This is a genomic window from Arthrobacter sp. Y3222053, assembly GCF_059092805.1.
On the sequence record NZ_JBNHIA010000001.1, the window covers coordinates 546,395 to 562,623 of the forward strand.

Sequence of the window (16,229 nt, forward strand, 5' to 3'; positions counted from 1 at the left end):
CTCCGCCCTCGGTACCGGCGGCGAAAGGCATGGCAGATATGCACGAACCGGACTGGGTGCAGCACGCCATCTGGTGGCAGGTGTATCCGCTGGGCTTCACCGGAGCTGAGCAGCAGGCCGTGTCCGAGCCGGCCCGCGCGCACCGGCTGCTGGACCTGCTGCCCTGGCTGGACTACGTCGTCGAACTTGGCGCCTCCGGCCTGGCCCTCGGGCCGATCTTTGCCTCCGAAACCCACGGCTACGACACCACGGACTACTACCGGGTCGATCCACGCCTGGGCACGGACGAGGACTTCGACCGGCTGGTCGCCGAGGCGCATCGGCGCGGCCTGCGGATCCTGCTCGACGGCGTGTTCAACCATGTCGGGCGCTCCTTCGAGCCGTTTCAACGGGTGCTGGCCGAGGGGCCGCCGGCGGGCACCGCCGCCTGGTTCCACCTGGACTGGCCCGACGGCGCCGGCCCGGGCACCGAGCCCGGCTACAGGGACTTCGAGGGCCACCACCACCTGGTGGCACTGAACCACGCGGAACCCCAGGTCGCCGATTTCGTCGTCAAGGTGATGGACTACTGGCTGGAACGCGGCGCAGACGGCTGGCGGCTGGACGCAGCCTATGCGGTGCCGGCGTCGTTCTGGGCGGAGGTGACCGGCCGGGTCCGCCGTTCCCACCCGGACGCCTACTTCGTGGGCGAGTACATCCACGGTGATTACGCCGCCGAAGTGCAGGCCGGCGCCTTGGGTGCAGCGACCCAGTACGAGCTCTGGAAGGCCGTCTGGAGTTCGCTCAACGACGCCAACTTCTGGGAGCTGACCGCCGCGCTGGAGCGGCACAACGCGTTCCTCGACTCCTTCGTCCCGTGGACCTTCATCGGCAACCACGACGTCACCCGGATTGCCAGCAAGCTGGCGGATCCGGCCCTGGCCGCGCACGCGCTGGTGATCCTGATGACGGTGGGCGGCACTCCGGCTGTGTACTACGGCGATGAGCAGGGCTACCGCGGGATCAAGGAGGACCGGGCCGGCGGCGACGACGACATCCGGCCCCGCTTCCCGGCCGCGCCGGAAGAGTTCTCCCCGGTCGGGGCACCGGTTTTTGAGCTGCACCGGCAGCTGATCGGACTGCGCCGCCGCCACCCGTGGCTGCACCGGGCCCGCACCGAGGTACTCGAACGCTCCAATGAGGTCCTCGCCTATCGGGCAAGCGCCGCCGGGGAGCCGCCGCTCGTCGTCGCGCTCAATCTTACCAATGCGCCGGCCACCGTTCCCGCGGGAAGCAGCAGGGACGTCCTCGCCGGAGCCGCAGGACTGAACCCCGAGCACCGGACGGCGCAGCTGCCGGCCCGCGGCTGGGCCGTCCTGGGCTGAGAGACCGGGCCCCACCGAGCAGCGAAACCGCCCGGACACACCAACGACGGCGCCGCCGGACCGAAAAGGTCCGGCGGCGCCGTCGTACACGTTGCGAAAGAGTGCGGTGTCGCCTTAGAGCTTGGAGGCGACCAGCCCGGTCAGGTCGACCAGGCGGTTGGAGTAGCCCCACTCGTTGTCGTACCAGGCGACGACCTTGACCTGGTTGCCCATCACACGGGTCAGGCCGGCGTCGAAGATGGACGAGGCCGGGTCGCCGACGATGTCGGAGGAGACGATCGGATCCTCGGTGTAGGTGAGGATGCCGGCCCAGCGCGGATCCTGTGCGGCCTCGCGGTAGACGGCGTTGATCTCCTCGACCGTGGCTTCCTTCTCCAGGGTGACGGTCAGGTCGGTGGCGGAACCGGTGGGCACCGGGACGCGGATGGCGAAGCCGTCCAGCTTGCCCTTCAGCTCCGGCAGCACGGTGCCGATGGCCTTGGCGGCACCGGTGGAGGTGGGCACCATGTTCAGGGCTGCAGCGCGGGCGCGGCGCAGGTCCTTGTGCGGGCCGTCCTGCAGGTTCTGGTCCGCGGTGTACGCGTGCACCGTGGTCATCAGGCCCTTTTCGATGCCGAACGCGTCGTTGAGGACCTTGGCCAGCGGGCCCAGGCAGTTGGTGGTGCAGGAGGCGTTGGAGATGATGTCGTGCTTCTCGGGATCGTAGTCGCCCTCGTTGACGCCCATCACCACGGTCAGCGCGTCGCCCTTCGCGGGGGCGGAGACCAGGACCTTCTTCGCGCCGGCGGAGATGTGCTTCTGCGCATCCTCGGCGTTGGTGAAGAAGCCGGTGGATTCGATGACAATGTCCACGCCCAGCTCGGCCCAGGGCAGGCTGCCCGGATCGCGCTCGGCAAGCACCTTGATGGTCCGCTCGCCGACGCGCAGGTTGCCGTCCTCGACGGAGACCTTCTCGGCCAGCCGTCCGGCGACCGAATCGTACTTGAGCAGGTGGGCCAGCTGCTCGGGATCGCCCAGGTCATTCACCGCGACGACCTCGAAGCCTTCTCCGTGCTGCAGGGCCGCCCGCAGGTAGTTGCGGCCGATGCGACCAAAACCGTTGATACCGACGCGTACCGTCACTGTGGCCTCCTCAGGCTCAAGAGTATTAGATTTAGAACCTATATTTAGTACCTTCTATAATTATGCTGTTGTAACCGCCACACGTCAAAGGGACCTGCGCCATGGACTCCTCCGCCAGCACTCCGCAGCTGCTGCGCCGCACGAATCTGCGCGCCGTCCTGGACGTGCTGCGCACCGTCCCCTCGGCCACCGGCACCGACCTCATCGAGGCCACCGGCCTGACCCGCGCCACCGTCATCGCCGTGTGTGACGACCTGATCGCACGCGGCTGGGCGCGCGAAGCCGACTCCCCGCGCGTCGGCGGCCAGAAGGGCCGGCCGGCCCGACGCTTCGCGTTCAACGAGACCGCCGGCTACGTGCTGGGGCTCGACGTCGGCATCGCCACCGTCCGCGTGCTGGTCGCCGACCTGGCCGGCGCCGTCGTCGGCCGCGCGGAAGCCCGCTTCCCCCGCCACGGCGGGCAGCCGGAGGCCCGACGCCGGGTGGTCACCAACGCGGTCGACGCCGCGCTGGCGGACGCCGCGGTGCCCGCCTCCGCGGTGCTGTGCGCGGGGCTCGGCCTGGCCGCGCAGGTCACTGCGGACGGCACGGTGGCCCCCGAGCAGGAGGCCGCCGAGCTGTTCGACCTGGGCCTGACCGAAGCCTTCAGCGAAGTCCGGGGCTGGCCGCTGCTGGTGGAGAACGACGCAAAGCTCGCCGCCCTGGCCGAGCGCTGGCGCGGGGTGGGCGCCGGGGAGGACAACCTCGCCGTGATCCTCGCCGGCGAGCGCCTGGGCAGCGGCATCATCGAGAACGGGCGGCTGCTGCACGGGGCCCGCGGGGGCACCGGGGCGATGGGCGGGCTGGAACTGGTGGAGGGCGTGGGCAACGAGGACGGCATCGCCAAGCTGGCCCGCCTCTGGGGCAGCGCCGCGCTGCGGGACGGGCACAACGGGCGGATCCGGGCCCTGGTCGGGCCGGACACCGACCGGGCGTCGGCGCGGTTCGTGTTCGAGGCCGCCGCGGACGGGGACCCGGTGGCGGCGGAGATCCTGGACCGGATCGCCCGCCGGATGGCCCGGGTACTGGCACTGGTCAGCACCTTCTTCGATCCGAAGCTGATCGTGATCGGCGGCGCCGTCGCCGCCTCCGCCACCGCGCTGCTGCCGGCGATGACCCAGGAGCTGGGCCGGTACGTGCCGGAGCCGCCACGGGTGGCCGTCTCGGACATGGGCGAGCTGCTGGTGCCCGCCGGAGCGGTGCGCCTGGCGCTGGACTACGTGCAGGCACACATGCTGGAGCTGGTGCCGCGCCCCGGACCTTAGCCGGCAGCCTCGGGCTCGCCGAGCCTGTCCAGCAGCTCCAATCCACGTTTCGCCCAGGCGATTTCCTGTTCCACCCGGGCCAGCTGACCCTCGTACGCGAAGACCTTGAAGGCGACGATCCGGTCCTGCTCCTGCTCCGGATAGCGGCTGAGGCGGCGGGCCAGGGTGGGCTGCGTGCGGCGCTGCAGCTCGTCGATGACCCGCAGCGTCTGCAGCCGCTGCTCCTCGTGATGGGCGATGTGCGCCCGCAGCTGCGCGGCGGCGGCGCCCGGCGGGGCCCACTCGAAGTAGGCTGCCCGCAGCCGGGCCGGGTCCCGTTCGCGCACGTACGTCGGCGGCCGTTCCTGCCAGCGGCGCAGCTCCTCCTCGCCCTCAGCGGTGAGCGCGTATTCCGTCTTGGTTGCCCCCCGGGAGCCCCAGGGCACCGGGCGGGCGGAGAGCAGCCCTTCGGCGTTCAGCCGGCGCATCTCCGGGTAGATCTGCGAATCCGGGGCGTGCCAGACATGGCCGACGGAGGCGCTGAACTGCTTGCCGACGTCGTACCCGGTCATGGGACCGGATGACAGCAGCGCAAGTAATGCCATTCGTAGACTCAACCGGCCCTCGCCCCTCCACACACGTCGGTATTCCTCCAAAAGCCTAGCCGGGCTCCGGCGGCAGGCCGGGACCGGGAGGCGGGCGGCGCAGACGGCCCGCGGGCCGCAACGCTTGCCGCCGCCCCCTCCGCTGGCTAGCATGTGAGCTATCTCACCGACTAACTATCGACATAGGTAGTTGGCTAGCTACCATCGCCGAGCGCAGCAGAGGACCCGCCATGACTGTTCCCGCCACCAAGAGCACCACCACCGCCAAACTCCTCTCCCACCCGCTCAACGCCTGGTACGTGGCGGCCTGGGACCACGAAGTCACGGGAAAGGGCATCCTCGCGCGGAAGGTCGCCGGCCGCCCGCTGGCCCTCTACCGCACCGCGGAAGGCAACCCGGTGGCCCTCGCCGACGCCTGCTGGCACCGGCTCGCGCCGCTGTCCATGGGCAAGCTGGTGGGCCGCGATGAGATCCAGTGCCCGTACCACGGGCTCCGCTACAACTCGGCCGGCCGCTGCACGGGCATGCCGGCGCAGGAGACGCTCAACCCCTCCGCCACCGTGCCCTCGTTCCCGGTGGTGGAGCGCTACCGGTACATCTGGGTCTGGCTGGGCGATCCCACCCTGGCCGACCCCACCCTCGTGCCCGACATGCACCAGCTGGGCAGTACCGAATGGGCCGGCGACGGCGAGACCATCCACGCCCCCTGCAACTACCAGCTGGTGCTGGACAACCTGATGGACCTCACCCACGAGGAGTTCGTGCACAGCTCCTCGATCGGCCAGGAGGAGCTCAGCGAATCCGAATTCGAGGTCACCCATGATGAGAACTCGGTGACCGTCACCCGCTGGATGCGGAACATCGACGCGCCGCCCTTCTGGCTGAAGAACATGCGGGACAAGTTCCCCGGCTTCGAAGGCAAGGTCGACCGCTGGCAGATCATCCACTACTACTTCCCCTCCACCATCTGCATCGACGTCGGGGTCGCGGAGGCCGGCACCGGCGCGCCGGAGGGCGATCGCTCCCGCGGCGTCAACGGCTACGTCATGAACACCATCACTCCCGAAACGGAGCGCTCCTGCCACTACTTCTGGGCCTTCATGCGCAACTACCGGCTGGAGAGCCAGCTCATCACCACCCAGCTGCGCAACGGCGTGCACGGGGTGTTCGGCGAGGATGAGGCCATGCTGCAGGCCCAGCAGGCCGCCATCGATGCCAACCCGGACTACGAGTTCTACAGCCTGAACATCGACGCCGGCGGCATGTGGGTGCGCCGCCTGCTGGAGCGGGCGCTGGAGGCCGAGGGACGCCTCGCCGCCGCCGACGCCGCCGTCGTCACGGGGGCCTGAGGCTGCATCATGGCTGACTCCAATTCACAGGTCTGGCAGAACGCCGTCGTGCAGGAGGTGCAGGAGGTTGCCGCCGGTATCCGCCGCATTGTCCTGCGCCCCGAGCTGCCGCGGCCCGTCCGCCCCGGCGAGCATGTGGACGTCCGGGTCCTGATCGACGGAACGGCGACCCTCCGCTCCTACTCCGTGGTCGACGCGAGCCCCGACGGCGCCGAGCTGGCCATCAGCGTGTTCCTCACCCCGACCTCGCGGGGCGGCTCGGTGTTCATGCACCGGTTGGTCCCGGGGCAGGTCCTGGAGATCACCCAGCCGCTGCAGAATTTCCCGCTGCGGGTGGGCGCTCCCCACTATGTGCTGCTGGCCGGCGGCATCGGCATCACGGCGATCGCCGGCATGGCCGCCCTGCTGCAGCGGCTGGGTGCGAGCTACCGGCTGGTCTACGCCGCCCGTTCCCGCGCCGCGATGGCCTACGCCGACCGGCTCGAACAGGCGCACGGCTCCTGCCTCGAGACGCACATCGACGACGAAGGCAGCTCGTTGGACGTGCAGGCCCTGGTCGACAGCGTGCCGGCGGGCGGGGAGCTGTACATGTGCGGGCCCATCCGGCTGATGGATGCCGTGCGCCGCGCCTGGCTCGAGCGCGGCCTGGACCCGACCAACCTGCGCTACGAGACGTTCGGCAACAGCGGATGGTTCGACGCCGAGCCGTTCACCGTGCGCATCCCCCGCCTCGGCGTGGAGGCGACCGTCAATTCGGACGAGTCCATGCTCGAAGCCCTCGAACGGCAGGGCGTGGACATGATGTTCGACTGCCGGAAGGGCGAGTGCGGGCTCTGCCAGGTCAAGGTCCTGGCCCTGGAGGGCCGGATCGACCACCGGGACGTCTTCTATTCGGACCGGCAGAAGGAACCCAACACCCAGATGTGCTGCTGCGTCTCCCGCGCCGTCGCTCCCTCCGCCGCCCCGGGCTCCCCCGCCCTCGTCACCATTGACGTTTCCTGAAAGGTCCCGCATGGACATCCGACAGAAGATCGACACCTCCAGCATGTCCCCCTATCAGTGGGGCATCGTCACCATCGCGGCTTTCCTCAACGCCCTGGACGGCTACGACGTGCTGGCCATGGCCTTCACCGCCACTTCGGTAACCGAGGAGTTCGGGCTCACCGGGTCCCAGCTGGGCTGGCTGCTGAGCACCGGCCTGATCGGCATGGCCGCCGGCTCCCTGGCCTTCGGGCCGTTCGCGGACCGGTACGGCCGCCGGCTGATCCTGCTGGTGGCGCTGGCCGTCAACGCGCTGGGCCTGTTCCTCTCCGCCACCGCGAACTCCGCCCTCGAGCTCGGCATCTGGCGGGTGGTGACCGGCCTGGGCGTGGGCGGCATCCTGGCCACGGTCACCGTGCTGACCAGCGAATACTCCAACAACCGGTACCGGGGCATGGCGGTGAGCATCTACACCGCCGGCTACGGCGTGGGGGCCACCCTGGGCGGCATGGGCGCCACCCAGCTGATTCCCGCCTTCGGCTGGCGTTCGGTGTTCCTGGCCGGCGGCATCGTGACCGTCGTGGCGATCCTGCTGGTCGCCGTCGTGCTCCCCGAATCCGTGGACTACCTGCGGGCCCGCCGACCGGCCAACGCCGAGAAGCAGCTCGCCGGCATCGTCCGCCGGCTCCGGCTGCAGGGCGACATCGTCCTGGGCACGCCGCCCGCCGTCGACGGCCCCCGGAAGGGCAGCGTGGCCCAGCTGCTGGGTCCCGGCTACCGCACCACCAGCCTGCTGCTGTGGCTCTCCTTCTTCCTGATCATGTTCGGCTTCTACTTCGCGAACTCCTGGACCCCCACCCTGCTGGTGGAATCCGGGATGAGCCAGCAGCAGGGCATCATCGGCGGGCTGATGCTCACCATGGGCGGCACCTTCGGCTCCCTGCTCTACGGGGCGCTGACCACCAAGTGGGACGCCCGCCTGACCCTGATCGCCTTCACCGTGCTCTCCGCAGCGACGCTGGTGCTGTTCATCACCAGCACCTCGGTGCCGCTGCTGGCCTTCTCCAGCGGCGTGGTCGTCGGGATGCTGATCAACGGCTGCATTGCCGGCCTGTACACGGTGGCTCCGCAGTCCTACGCCCCGGCGGTGCGGACCACGGGCGTGGGCTGGGGCATCGGCGTCGGGCGGGTGGGCGCCATCCTCGCACCGATCCTGGTCGGCGCGCTGCTCGACGCCGGCTGGTCGCCGACCAGCCTGTACATCGGCGTCGCGGTGGTCGTCCTGCTGGCCGCGCTGGCCCTGTGGCGGCTGCGCCCGCATCAGGGCACCGACGCCGTCCGCCCGGCGGCCGCGGAAACCACCCCGGCCTAGTCCGAACGCAAACGGCAGGGCCGGCATCTCCCCACGGGAAGGTGCCGGCCCTGCCCGGCTTTTCCGCCCTGGGCGTCAGGACTGCTCGCCGCCGTCGTCGTTGCCGTCGTCGCTGTTGCCGTCGGTCTCGGCGTTATCGTCGGTTTCGGCGTCGGAGTCAGAGTCGGCGTCAGTGTCATCGTCGGCGTCCCGGTCCGGCGCCTCGGGTCGGTCTCCGTCCCGGTCGCGCGGGCCGCCGTGGTGCCGCTCGCGGCCGTCCTGGTCCCCGTCCTGGTCCTGGTCGGCGAAGGGACCGTCGCCGTCCCGGTCAAAGTCCTCCTGGGAGTAGGACGCATCCTCCCACCGGTCATGCTCTGCCACGGCCGCTCCGGTGAAGAAGCTGCCGGCCAGCAGGGCCACGCCGCCCAGGCCCGCTCCGGTCCAGATGAGGATCCGCTTGGCCTTGTCTCCCACCTGCATGATGGGTTTCACCTCCGTTGAATCGTTCCTGATGCTTCCATCGTCGGAGGGATTTCTTGGAGGTTTCTTAGACCTGTGCGCCGCTCAGGTCCCGGCTCCGCGGCCGGCCAGGGGCAGCCGGACCACCAGCGAGGCGCCGGCACCGGGCCGGGAGTCGGCGCGCAGGGTTCCGCCGCTGCGGGCGGTGATCTCGGCGGCGAGCGCCAGACCCAGCCCGTAGTGCCGCTCATGTCCGCCGCCGGTGTCGGGCGTGCTCCGGGCGGAGGCGAACCGGTCGAACATGCGGTCCTGCAGCTCCGCGGGCAGCCCCGGTCCGTCGTCGGTGACGCGGACGACGGCGTCCCGGCCCTCCCGTACGGCGCTCACCTCGATGCGGGTGCGGGCGTAGTCGACGGCGTTGGCGAGCAGCGCGGTGAGCACCCGCTGCAGTCCGGCCGGACTGCCGCGCACGACCAGGGGCCCGCCGTCCCCGGTCACGGCCAGCTGCAGGTTCCGGCGCGCAGCCTCCGCGCCGAAGGCCTCGGCGGCGCGGCGGGCCAGGGTGGCGACGTCCACCGGTTCCGCCGGTCCGGCGCGGCGGGGGTCCGCCGACACCAGCAGGTCCTCCAGGATGCCGGTGAGCACCTGGGTGTCCGCCACGATCTCGTCCAGTCCGGTGTCCAGCCATTCCGGAACCGGTTCCGGCGCGGGGTGATTCGCGCGGGTTCCCAGCTGGCGGCGCAGCAGCTGCGCCCGGGTGCTGAGCAGGGTCAGCGGGGTGCGCAGCTCGTGGCCGGCGTCGGCCACGAAGCGTCGCTGCAGGTCCAGGGCGCGGGCCAGCGGCCGCATGGCCGCCCGGGCGGCGAGCACCGAGAACACGGCGGCGATCACGGCGGCGGCCAGGACCGACGCCACCAGGGCCAGGGCCAGCCGTTCCAGTTCCTGCCGGGCCTCCCGGGTGTCGACGGCGGCCTGCACCACGTCCCGGCCGGTGCGGGCGGTGAGGACCTGGTACGTGTTTCCGTCCGCCTCGACGGTGTCCTCCCGCGGCCCGCCGCCCGCAGCGACCTCCGCCAGGGCGTCCTGGACGGGCAGCCCGCCGGGCATGTCGCGGGAGACCGTCAGCCGACCCCGGTCGTAGACGGCCAGGAAGACGTTCAGCGGGACGTCCCGGACGTTGTCCAGCTGCACGGCGGTTTCCAGGGTGTCGTGGGTGGCGTCCCGGGTTCCGGCGGCGGCCAGGGCGTAGACCAGCAGCCCGGCCAGGGACAGCAGCACCACGGTCAGCGCCGTGTACTGCAGGGAAAGGCGGACGGCGGCGCGGCGCAGCTCGGACCGGTCCCGGCCGGTCATGCCGGTGCGCCCAGCCGGTAGCCGACGCCGCGCACGGTGGTGATCACCGGCCGGCCCAGCTTGCGCCGAAGGTAGTGGACGTAGGTGTCCACCACGCCGTCGTCGTCCGCGTCCGGAAACACCAGGTCCCGCAGCTCCGCCCGCGGAAAGACCAGGCGCGGGTTGCGGGCCAGCTCCTCCAGCAGCGCCGCCTCCCGCTCGGAGAGCACCACCTGCGCGCCGTCCGCGGTACTGACCGTGCGGCCCGCGGCGTCGAAGGAGCCGCCCGGAACGGTCAGCACCGGAACCCGCGCGATGCTGCGCCGGCGCAGGGCGCGCAGCCGGGCCAGCAGCTCATCGACGTCGAACGGTTTGGCCAGGTAGTCCTCGGCGCCGCGGTCCAGGCCCTCCACCCGGTCCGCTGGAGTGCCCAACGCCGAGAGCACCAGCACCGGAGCAAGCACGCCGCGGCTGCGCAGCCGGGTAAGCACGTCGAGGCCTTCGATGGCGGGCAGCCCGCGGTCCAGCAGCAGCACGTCGAACTCGCGGGTCAGCCCCTCGTGCAGGGCCCGCTGCCCGTCGAAGGCCAAGGTGACGGCGTAGCCCTCCGATTCCAGGATCTCCTCCAGCATCCGGGCAAGGCGGCGGTCATCCTCGACCACCAGGATCCGCGGCTGGGCCTCCATTGCTGCAGTATAGGAGCGGCCCCGGCGCCGGCGGCATGGCTCGAACGCGGATGCGCCCGGAGGCCGACGGTTTCGTTGACGCTGCCGGCGCGCCACCCGCAGGCAGATCCGGCCGCTGACGCAGCGTCTACCTCAGGCAGCTCCGCCCCCATTACCCGCGCATCCTTTGTACAGATAATGCTGGATAGCGCCGTCCTGCCGCTCTGCCGTCCATCGTTTGTACAGATAACGCAGCTTAGGCGGGGTCTTAGCGACATCAGCTGTACAAGAGATGACCTGACCTTCACCTGATGCCATCCGTCTGAGAGGCTGCGTCGGGTCCCGCGTACACTCAGCCAGACAAACGAGTGCAGGGCACGGCCGATTCCAGGGGGCAGCAGCGTGACTTCCTTCTTTCCCGCGGTACCGCAGCGTGGCTTCGCCGCGGAGGATGACGACCACCTGCCGCCGTTAGAGGACCCGCCGTGGACAGGCCCGGCCTGGCATCAGCGCCCGGTGATCGTGGCCCTGAACACAGAGATCGCCCGTTCCGAGAGCACGGCGGCGTTCCTGGAAAGCGCCGGCTGCTTCCCGCACGGGCTGAGCCTCCGGCTGGTCCTGCGCATCCGGGACTCCGGCCGGCAGGCCCGGAACCGGGTGTTCTCCTATCTGGAGCGCTCGCACGGCCGCGGGCAGCTCGACGAGCGGCTCCGAGCCGGCGGCCTGCGCTGGGGTGTGGAGTTCGACGACGGGCGGAAGGTCACCACCTTGGACGAGTCGCCGTGGGCGCGAGTGCAGGACATCCGCTCGGACCAGGTCGAGGGCCCGGTCCTGGAGGGCCTGGGCCCGCCCGCGGCCTTCATGGACCGCTGGGCCCGGGACTACTGGATGTGGCCGCTGCCGCCTGCCGGCAGCATCCGGATCGGCCTGCAGTGGCTGGATCGAGGCATCCCGGAGACCGTAACCGGCGTCGCCGTCGCTCCTCTGCTGGCCGCGGCGGCAAAGGCCGGACCGCTCTGGCCGGACCGGGGAGATCCACCGCCGGCGCGGCACGGGTTCGTCGGCTGATTCGACAGCTATCCGTCGGCGGTTTTCCCGTCTATCCTCCAGGGAGCTGACTTCTGGGGGATAAATGAAAAGACGAACGGCGGCGGTCCTGTCCGCAGCCCTGCTGGCGGCCGCCCTCACCGGCTGCGGACCGACCGATGCGGAGCTCAACGAGGCGCAGGCGATCGCCGAGCTTCAGGCCCGGCCCGCGCCGAAGCCGACCATGACGCTGCGGCCCTGCCCCGGAGGAGAGATCCTGCGCCAGGAGCCCGGCGGCATGACCAGCATCAAGGTTGACTGCTACGACGCGGCGCTGGCCGAGGCCATCGCGGAATTCCCGCAGCCGCTGCCGGACGGCGTCGACTGGTACTTCGACACCAGCCACCTCACCAGCACCGATCCCAAGATCAATCCCAACGGCAGAAACGTCGTCATCGAGGACGGCAACCAGGACCTCGACGTGGCCTACTACTGGTTCTGCGCGTGGATAGGCTCCTATCTCCAGGCCGGGGACGACGGCGATGCGACGGGCCGGGACGAGGCCCTGGCGCACCTCGCCACGTTCACGTCGCTGCCCGCCCTCCAGGCATACGTGGCCAACCTCGAGGTTTACGACGCGACGGTCATCGCCCCTGCGCAGAGCGGGGACACTGCGACGGACCGGGACTATTTCCGGGGCAGCTGTTCCAACGTGCGCGTGCTCTGGTTCCAGGAGCTCAACGTCTAGGCGCCGGGCACACGCAGGACGACGGCGGCACCGGAGTGCCGCCGTCGTCGTGCGTGGGTCGAGTAACCGGTCGTGGAGCCGAAGCAGTCCTAGACGGCCCCGGCCTTGCGGCCGGCCACCAGCGGCGCGAAGAATTCGCCCAGCTCCGCGGTCGCCGTCAGCGGCAGCACGTTGGCCACGTACTGGTCCGGGCGGACCACCACCACGACGCCGTCGCGCGAGAGCCCGCGCGCCTCGTAGATGTCGGCGTTGGGATCGGTGCCGTAGACCTTGGCCAGGTCGGTGAGCTGGAACGGTCCGACCTGCGGCTTGAACACGGCCGGAACGGCGTTGAGGTCGATGGCGGTGTGGTCCTGCTGGTAGATGACCTTCACGTCGAACCAGGCGTCCCGGTCCAGGCCGGCCGGGGTGGCGGCCAGGGGCGAGTCCGGGGCGTTCTCCAGCCACTCCGCCAGCTCGGTGACGGCCGGGGAGGTGCCGGCGGCGGCGCCGTCGGCGAAGACGTAGATCCGCCAGCGGCCGTCGGCCTTGTGCTGGTGGCCCAGCTGCACCGGGTTGGTGTCGGAGACCCGCAGCACCGGGGCGGACTTGAAGCGCTTGCCGATGGGGAAGCCGGCGGCCAGGTCCTGATGCTTCGCCTCGGCGATGAGCATGGACGGGGTGTACTCGGTCATGAAGCCGGCCGGGAATTCGGCGGTGCGCACATAGAAGTCCTCGAGGTCCGAGGGGTTCTCGAACTCCTCGGGCTTCTTCGCCATCAGCGTCGACCATTCCTTGTCGAAGTCGATGAGGTTCTTCGCCACCACCTGGCGCTCGGCGGAGTAGGTGGCCAGCAGCGACTCAGGGCTGCGGCCGTCCAGCACGTGGCCGAGCTTCCAGCCGATGTTGAAGCCGTCCTGCATGGAGACGTTCATGCCCTGGCCGGCCTTGGCGCTGTGCGTGTGGCAGGCGTCGCCGGTGATGAACACGCGCGGGGTGCGGGTGCCCAGGTCCTCCGGCAGCACGTCGTCGAACCGGTCGGTGAGCCGGTGGCCCACCTCGTAGACGCTGTGCCAGGCGACGTTGCGCACGTCGAGGCTGTAGGGGGCCATGATGCCGTTGGCCTTGGCGATGATCTGCTCGATGGTGGTCTTGCGGACCGCGCCGTTGTCGTCCTCGGGCACCTCGCCCAGGTCCACGTACATGCGGAACAGGTGCCCGCCTTCACGCGGAATGAGCAGGATGGAGCCGCCGTTGGAGGACTGGATGGCGCACTTGGTGCGGATGTCCGGGAAATCGGTGTTGGCGAGCACGTCCATCACGCCCCAGGCGTGGTTGGCGGCGTCGCCGGCCAGCGTGCACCCGATGGAGGCGCGGACCTTGGAACGCGCGCCGTCGGCGCCGACCACGTACTTGGCCTTCACCGTGCGCTCGGTGCCCTCGAGCGGGCCGGCGGTGTGCAGCAGGGTGACGGTGACCGGGTACTCGGCGGCGTCGTCGACCTCCAGGGAGACGAATTCGTAGCCGTAGTCCGGCGTCATCCGCGCCGGGGAGTAGGCCATGAACCGGGCGAAGTAGTCCAGCACGCGGGCCTGGTTGACGATCAGGTGCGGGAACTCGCTGATGCCGGCCGGGTCGTCGAGCGCGCGGCCGGCGCGGACGATGCGGGAGGGGTCCTCCGGGTCCGGGCGCCAGAAGCACATCTCCGTGATCCGGTACGCCTCGGCGGTGATTTCCTCGGCGAAGCCGAACGCCTGGAAGGTTTCCACGCTGCGGGCCTGGATACCGTCGGCCTGGCCGATCACCAGTCGGCCGGGCCGCCGCTCCACGATCCGGGTGGTGACGTTCGGGAACTGGGACAGCTGCGCGGCGGCGATCATGCCGGCCGGGCCGGTGCCGACGATCAGCACGTCGACTTCCTCCGGGAGCTCCTCGGGGCGGTCGATTCCGACGCCGGCGGCGGGCTCGATGCGCGGGTCCCCGGACACGTAGCCGTGATGGTGGAATTGCACGGACTTTCCTCACTTCGTCATGTGGCTGCCGTTGTAGCAAGCGTTCGATAATCGAACGCGGTGTTCGACTATTGCTTTATGTTAGCTGTCTCACACCCCTGCGACAACCGGCGCCGCAGCGTTACGCGCAGGCCTGCCGAGCCCGCATATGCGCGGCGCTGCCTGGACAAGCTGCGGACCGAGACCCGGTAACCGCACCGGGCGGCTCCGTTTTGGTCCGCCCTCTGGATTCGTCGCCGCGGCGGCGCTACGTTCGCCGTGCCGCGCCCGTTTCCGGGCACGTTCCGCTCGACGACGACGGAGGCCGACGATGTCCCACGATCTCTCCCCCTCCCGGACCAGCCCGGAGGAGCCCCAGCGGACCGACGTCGAAGCCGCGCTGCTGGGCGGGCGGACCTTCCGCACCCTGAGCGAGCAGCAGCTCTCGCCGCGCGAGGAACGCTTCGAACGCATCCGGCAGACCACGGGCTTCTTCCTCGCCCCGGCGGTCACCATCATCTTCGCCCTGGTGCCCTCGGCCATGGATCCCACCCAGCAGCTGCTCGCGGCGATCCTGCTCGGCGTGATCGTGCTGTGGATCTGCGAGCCGGTCCCCATTCCCGTCGGCGGGCTGATCGGCGTCGCCGCCGTCGTGATCCTGGGCGTCGCGCCGTCGACGGCGGTGCTCGCACCGTTCGGCTCCACCACCATCTTCACGTTCATCGGCGCGTTCATCCTTGCCCAGGCCATGCTCAAACACGGCCTGGCGCAGCGGCTGGCGTATGCGGTGCTGTCGCTGCCCGGCGTCGGCGGGTCCACCTACCGGCTGATCGCGGCGTTCGGGCTGATCACCTGCCTGCTGTCCGCGTTCGTGTCCAACACCGCGACCGTGGCGATGCTGCTGCCGACGGCGCTGGGCATTTTGGTCGTCATCGCCCAGCTGCTGCAGGACAAGGGGCTGGTGAAGCCGGACTTCGATCCGCTGCGGCTGCGGGTGGGCGCGGCCCTGATGCTCACCCTCGCCTACGGCGCGAGCGTCGGCGGGCTGCTGACCCCGGTGGGCTCGCCGCCGAACCTGATCGGCCGGGGACTGATCGAGGAGGCCACCGGGGAGCGCATTTCGTTCGCGCAGTGGATGGCGGCCGCGGCCCCGCTGGTGGTGGGCATGTTCATCGTCCTGGTGCTGGTGATGTTCCTCCTCAACCGGCCGGAGGTCCGGCGCATCGAGGGCGTCTCGGAGTTCATCCGCGAGCAGAAGGCCGAGCAGGGCCCGATGTCCCGGGCGGAGATCAACACCCTGATCGCGTTCGGCCTCACCGTGGTGCTGTGGCTGACCCCGGCGATCGCCTCCCTGGTGGCCGGGACCGACTCCGCAGCCTACGCGTTCCTGGACGACCGGCTGGACGAGGGCATCGTCGCCGTGCTGGGCGCGTCCCTGCTGTTCATCCTGCCGGTGAACTGGAAGGAACGGAAAGCCACGCTGACCTGGACGGACGCGGCGAAGATCGACTGGGGCACCATCCTGCTGTTCGGCACCGGCATCATCTTCGGGGCCCTGCTGGCCGAGACCGGGCTGGCCGAAACCATCGGCGCCGCCGCCTCGGACACCCTGGGCATCACCAACATCGTCGCCATCACGGCGTTCTCCGCCCTGCTGGCCATCCTGATCTCCGAGACCACCAGCAACACCGCCTCGGCCGCCGTCGTCGTGCCCATCGTGATTCCGCTGTGCACCGCGATCGGGGTGGACCCGTTCGTGCCCGCGCTGGCGGCGACGTTCGCGGCGTCGTTCGGGTTTATGCTGCCCGTCTCGACGCCGCAGAACGCGATTGTCTACGGATCCGGCGCGGTGCCGATCGTCCGGATGATCCGCACCGGTCTGGTCTTCGACATCCTCGGCGCGGCGCTGATCATCGCGCTGCTGCCGCTGATGGTGTCGCTGGTCGGGATCGGCGGCTAGTCTTCCGGACGGTC

The 16,229-nt window shown here is 70.3% G+C and carries 14 protein-coding genes; 8 read left to right on the forward strand and 6 right to left on the reverse strand.

The genetic code is table 11. From position 1 onward, the window contains the following. Window positions 1-29: 29 nt before the first annotated feature. Window positions 30-1,364, forward strand: coding sequence for an alpha-amylase family glycosyl hydrolase (locus AC5RUW_RS02605; RefSeq protein WP_494159260.1), 1,335 nt, complete (start codon window positions 30-32; stop codon window positions 1,362-1,364). Window positions 1,365-1,478: 114 nt separating this feature from the next. Here AC5RUW_RS02605 and gap read toward each other — a convergent pair whose 3' ends face one another. Continuing rightward, a complete protein-coding gene (gene gap / locus AC5RUW_RS02610) occupies window positions 1,479-2,486 on the reverse strand; it encodes a type I glyceraldehyde-3-phosphate dehydrogenase (RefSeq protein ID WP_494159261.1) in 1,008 nt (335 codons plus the stop codon). A gap of 101 nt (window positions 2,487-2,587) precedes the next feature. Here gap and AC5RUW_RS02615 point away from each other — a divergent pair, with 101 nt between their 5' ends. Continuing rightward, window positions 2,588-3,790, forward strand: coding sequence for an ROK family protein (locus tag AC5RUW_RS02615; protein WP_494159262.1), 1,203 nt, complete (start codon window positions 2,588-2,590; stop codon window positions 3,788-3,790). Here the strand turns inward: AC5RUW_RS02615 and AC5RUW_RS02620 are convergent. Beyond that, window positions 3,787-4,386: a PadR family transcriptional regulator gene (locus AC5RUW_RS02620; protein ID WP_494159263.1), complete on the reverse strand. Its 600-nt coding sequence runs from the start codon at window positions 4,384-4,386 to the stop codon at window positions 3,787-3,789. The genes AC5RUW_RS02615 and AC5RUW_RS02620 overlap by 4 nt on opposite strands. A gap of 218 nt (window positions 4,387-4,604) precedes the next feature. Between AC5RUW_RS02620 and AC5RUW_RS02625 the strand changes: the two genes are divergently transcribed. The 3 genes from AC5RUW_RS02625 to AC5RUW_RS02635 are packed head-to-tail and all read left to right on the forward strand — an operon-like array spanning window position 4,605 to window position 8,076. Beyond that, the gene (locus tag AC5RUW_RS02625; protein WP_494159264.1) at window positions 4,605-5,723 is read left to right on the forward strand and encodes an aromatic ring-hydroxylating oxygenase subunit alpha; all 1,119 of its coding nucleotides are present in this window, start codon (window positions 4,605-4,607) and stop codon (window positions 5,721-5,723) included. 9 nt (window positions 5,724-5,732) lie between these two features. Continuing rightward, window positions 5,733-6,725: a PDR/VanB family oxidoreductase gene (locus AC5RUW_RS02630; RefSeq protein ID WP_494159265.1), complete on the forward strand. Its 993-nt coding sequence runs from the start codon at window positions 5,733-5,735 to the stop codon at window positions 6,723-6,725. A 10-nt stretch (window positions 6,726-6,735) separates the two neighbouring features. Continuing rightward, window positions 6,736-8,076, forward strand: coding sequence for an MFS transporter (locus AC5RUW_RS02635; RefSeq protein ID WP_494159266.1), 1,341 nt, complete (start codon window positions 6,736-6,738; stop codon window positions 8,074-8,076). A gap of 75 nt (window positions 8,077-8,151) precedes the next feature. Here AC5RUW_RS02635 and AC5RUW_RS02640 read toward each other — a convergent pair whose 3' ends face one another. The 3 genes from AC5RUW_RS02640 to AC5RUW_RS02650 form a co-directional block, all read right to left on the reverse strand. Beyond that, window positions 8,152-8,547, reverse strand: coding sequence for a hypothetical protein (locus tag AC5RUW_RS02640; RefSeq protein ID WP_494159267.1), 396 nt, complete (start codon window positions 8,545-8,547; stop codon window positions 8,152-8,154). 72 nt (window positions 8,548-8,619) lie between these two features. Beyond that, a complete protein-coding gene (locus AC5RUW_RS02645; protein ID WP_494159268.1) occupies window positions 8,620-9,867 on the reverse strand; it encodes a sensor histidine kinase in 1,248 nt (415 codons plus the stop codon). Beyond that, a complete protein-coding gene (locus tag AC5RUW_RS02650; RefSeq protein WP_494159269.1) occupies window positions 9,864-10,532 on the reverse strand; it encodes a response regulator transcription factor in 669 nt (222 codons plus the stop codon). The genes AC5RUW_RS02645 and AC5RUW_RS02650 overlap by 4 nt, the downstream gene beginning before the upstream one ends. Before the next feature lie 381 nt (window positions 10,533-10,913). Between AC5RUW_RS02650 and AC5RUW_RS02655 the strand changes: the two genes are divergently transcribed. Both AC5RUW_RS02655 and AC5RUW_RS02660 read left to right on the forward strand, forming a co-directional pair. Continuing rightward, entirely contained in the window at window positions 10,914-11,579 is a 666-nt protein-coding gene (locus tag AC5RUW_RS02655) for a hypothetical protein (protein WP_494159270.1), read from the forward strand. Between the two features lie 64 nt (window positions 11,580-11,643). Further along, window positions 11,644-12,285 (forward strand): hypothetical protein, encoded by a 642-nt coding sequence (locus AC5RUW_RS02660; RefSeq protein ID WP_494159271.1) that lies wholly within the window; start codon window positions 11,644-11,646, stop codon window positions 12,283-12,285. An 89-nt stretch (window positions 12,286-12,374) separates the two neighbouring features. Here the strand turns inward: AC5RUW_RS02660 and AC5RUW_RS02665 are convergent, their stop codons facing one another. Further along, on the reverse strand, window positions 12,375-14,276 hold the full coding sequence (locus AC5RUW_RS02665) for an FAD-binding monooxygenase (RefSeq protein ID WP_494159272.1): 1,902 nt from the start codon (window positions 14,274-14,276) through the stop codon (window positions 12,375-12,377). Window positions 14,277-14,586: 310 nt separating this feature from the next. Here AC5RUW_RS02665 and AC5RUW_RS02670 point away from each other — a divergent pair, with 310 nt between their 5' ends. Next, window positions 14,587-16,215: an SLC13 family permease gene (locus AC5RUW_RS02670; protein ID WP_494159273.1), complete on the forward strand. Its 1,629-nt coding sequence runs from the start codon at window positions 14,587-14,589 to the stop codon at window positions 16,213-16,215. The last annotated feature ends 14 nt before the right edge of the window (window positions 16,216-16,229 follow it).

What these genes read in the sequence shown, in the direction of transcription:
- AC5RUW_RS02605 (WP_494159260.1), top strand. Translation starts at nt 30, where the DNA reads ATGGCAGATATGCACGAACCGGACTGGGTGCAGCACGCCATCTGGTGG.
- AC5RUW_RS02615 (WP_494159262.1), top strand. Translation starts at nt 2,588, where the DNA reads ATGGACTCCTCCGCCAGCACTCCGCAGCTGCTGCGCCGCACGAATCTG.
- AC5RUW_RS02625 (WP_494159264.1), top strand. Translation starts at nt 4,605, where the DNA reads ATGACTGTTCCCGCCACCAAGAGCACCACCACCGCCAAACTCCTCTCC.
- AC5RUW_RS02630 (WP_494159265.1), top strand. Translation starts at nt 5,733, where the DNA reads ATGGCTGACTCCAATTCACAGGTCTGGCAGAACGCCGTCGTGCAGGAG.
- AC5RUW_RS02635 (WP_494159266.1), top strand. Translation starts at nt 6,736, where the DNA reads ATGGACATCCGACAGAAGATCGACACCTCCAGCATGTCCCCCTATCAG.
- AC5RUW_RS02645 (WP_494159268.1), bottom strand. Translation starts at nt 9,867, where the DNA reads ATGACCGGCCGGGACCGGTCCGAGCTGCGCCGCGCCGCCGTCCGCCTT.
- AC5RUW_RS02650 (WP_494159269.1), bottom strand. Translation starts at nt 10,532, where the DNA reads ATGGAGGCCCAGCCGCGGATCCTGGTGGTCGAGGATGACCGCCGCCTT.
- AC5RUW_RS02660 (WP_494159271.1), top strand. Translation starts at nt 11,644, where the DNA reads ATGAAAAGACGAACGGCGGCGGTCCTGTCCGCAGCCCTGCTGGCGGCC.
- AC5RUW_RS02670 (WP_494159273.1), top strand. Translation starts at nt 14,587, where the DNA reads ATGTCCCACGATCTCTCCCCCTCCCGGACCAGCCCGGAGGAGCCCCAG.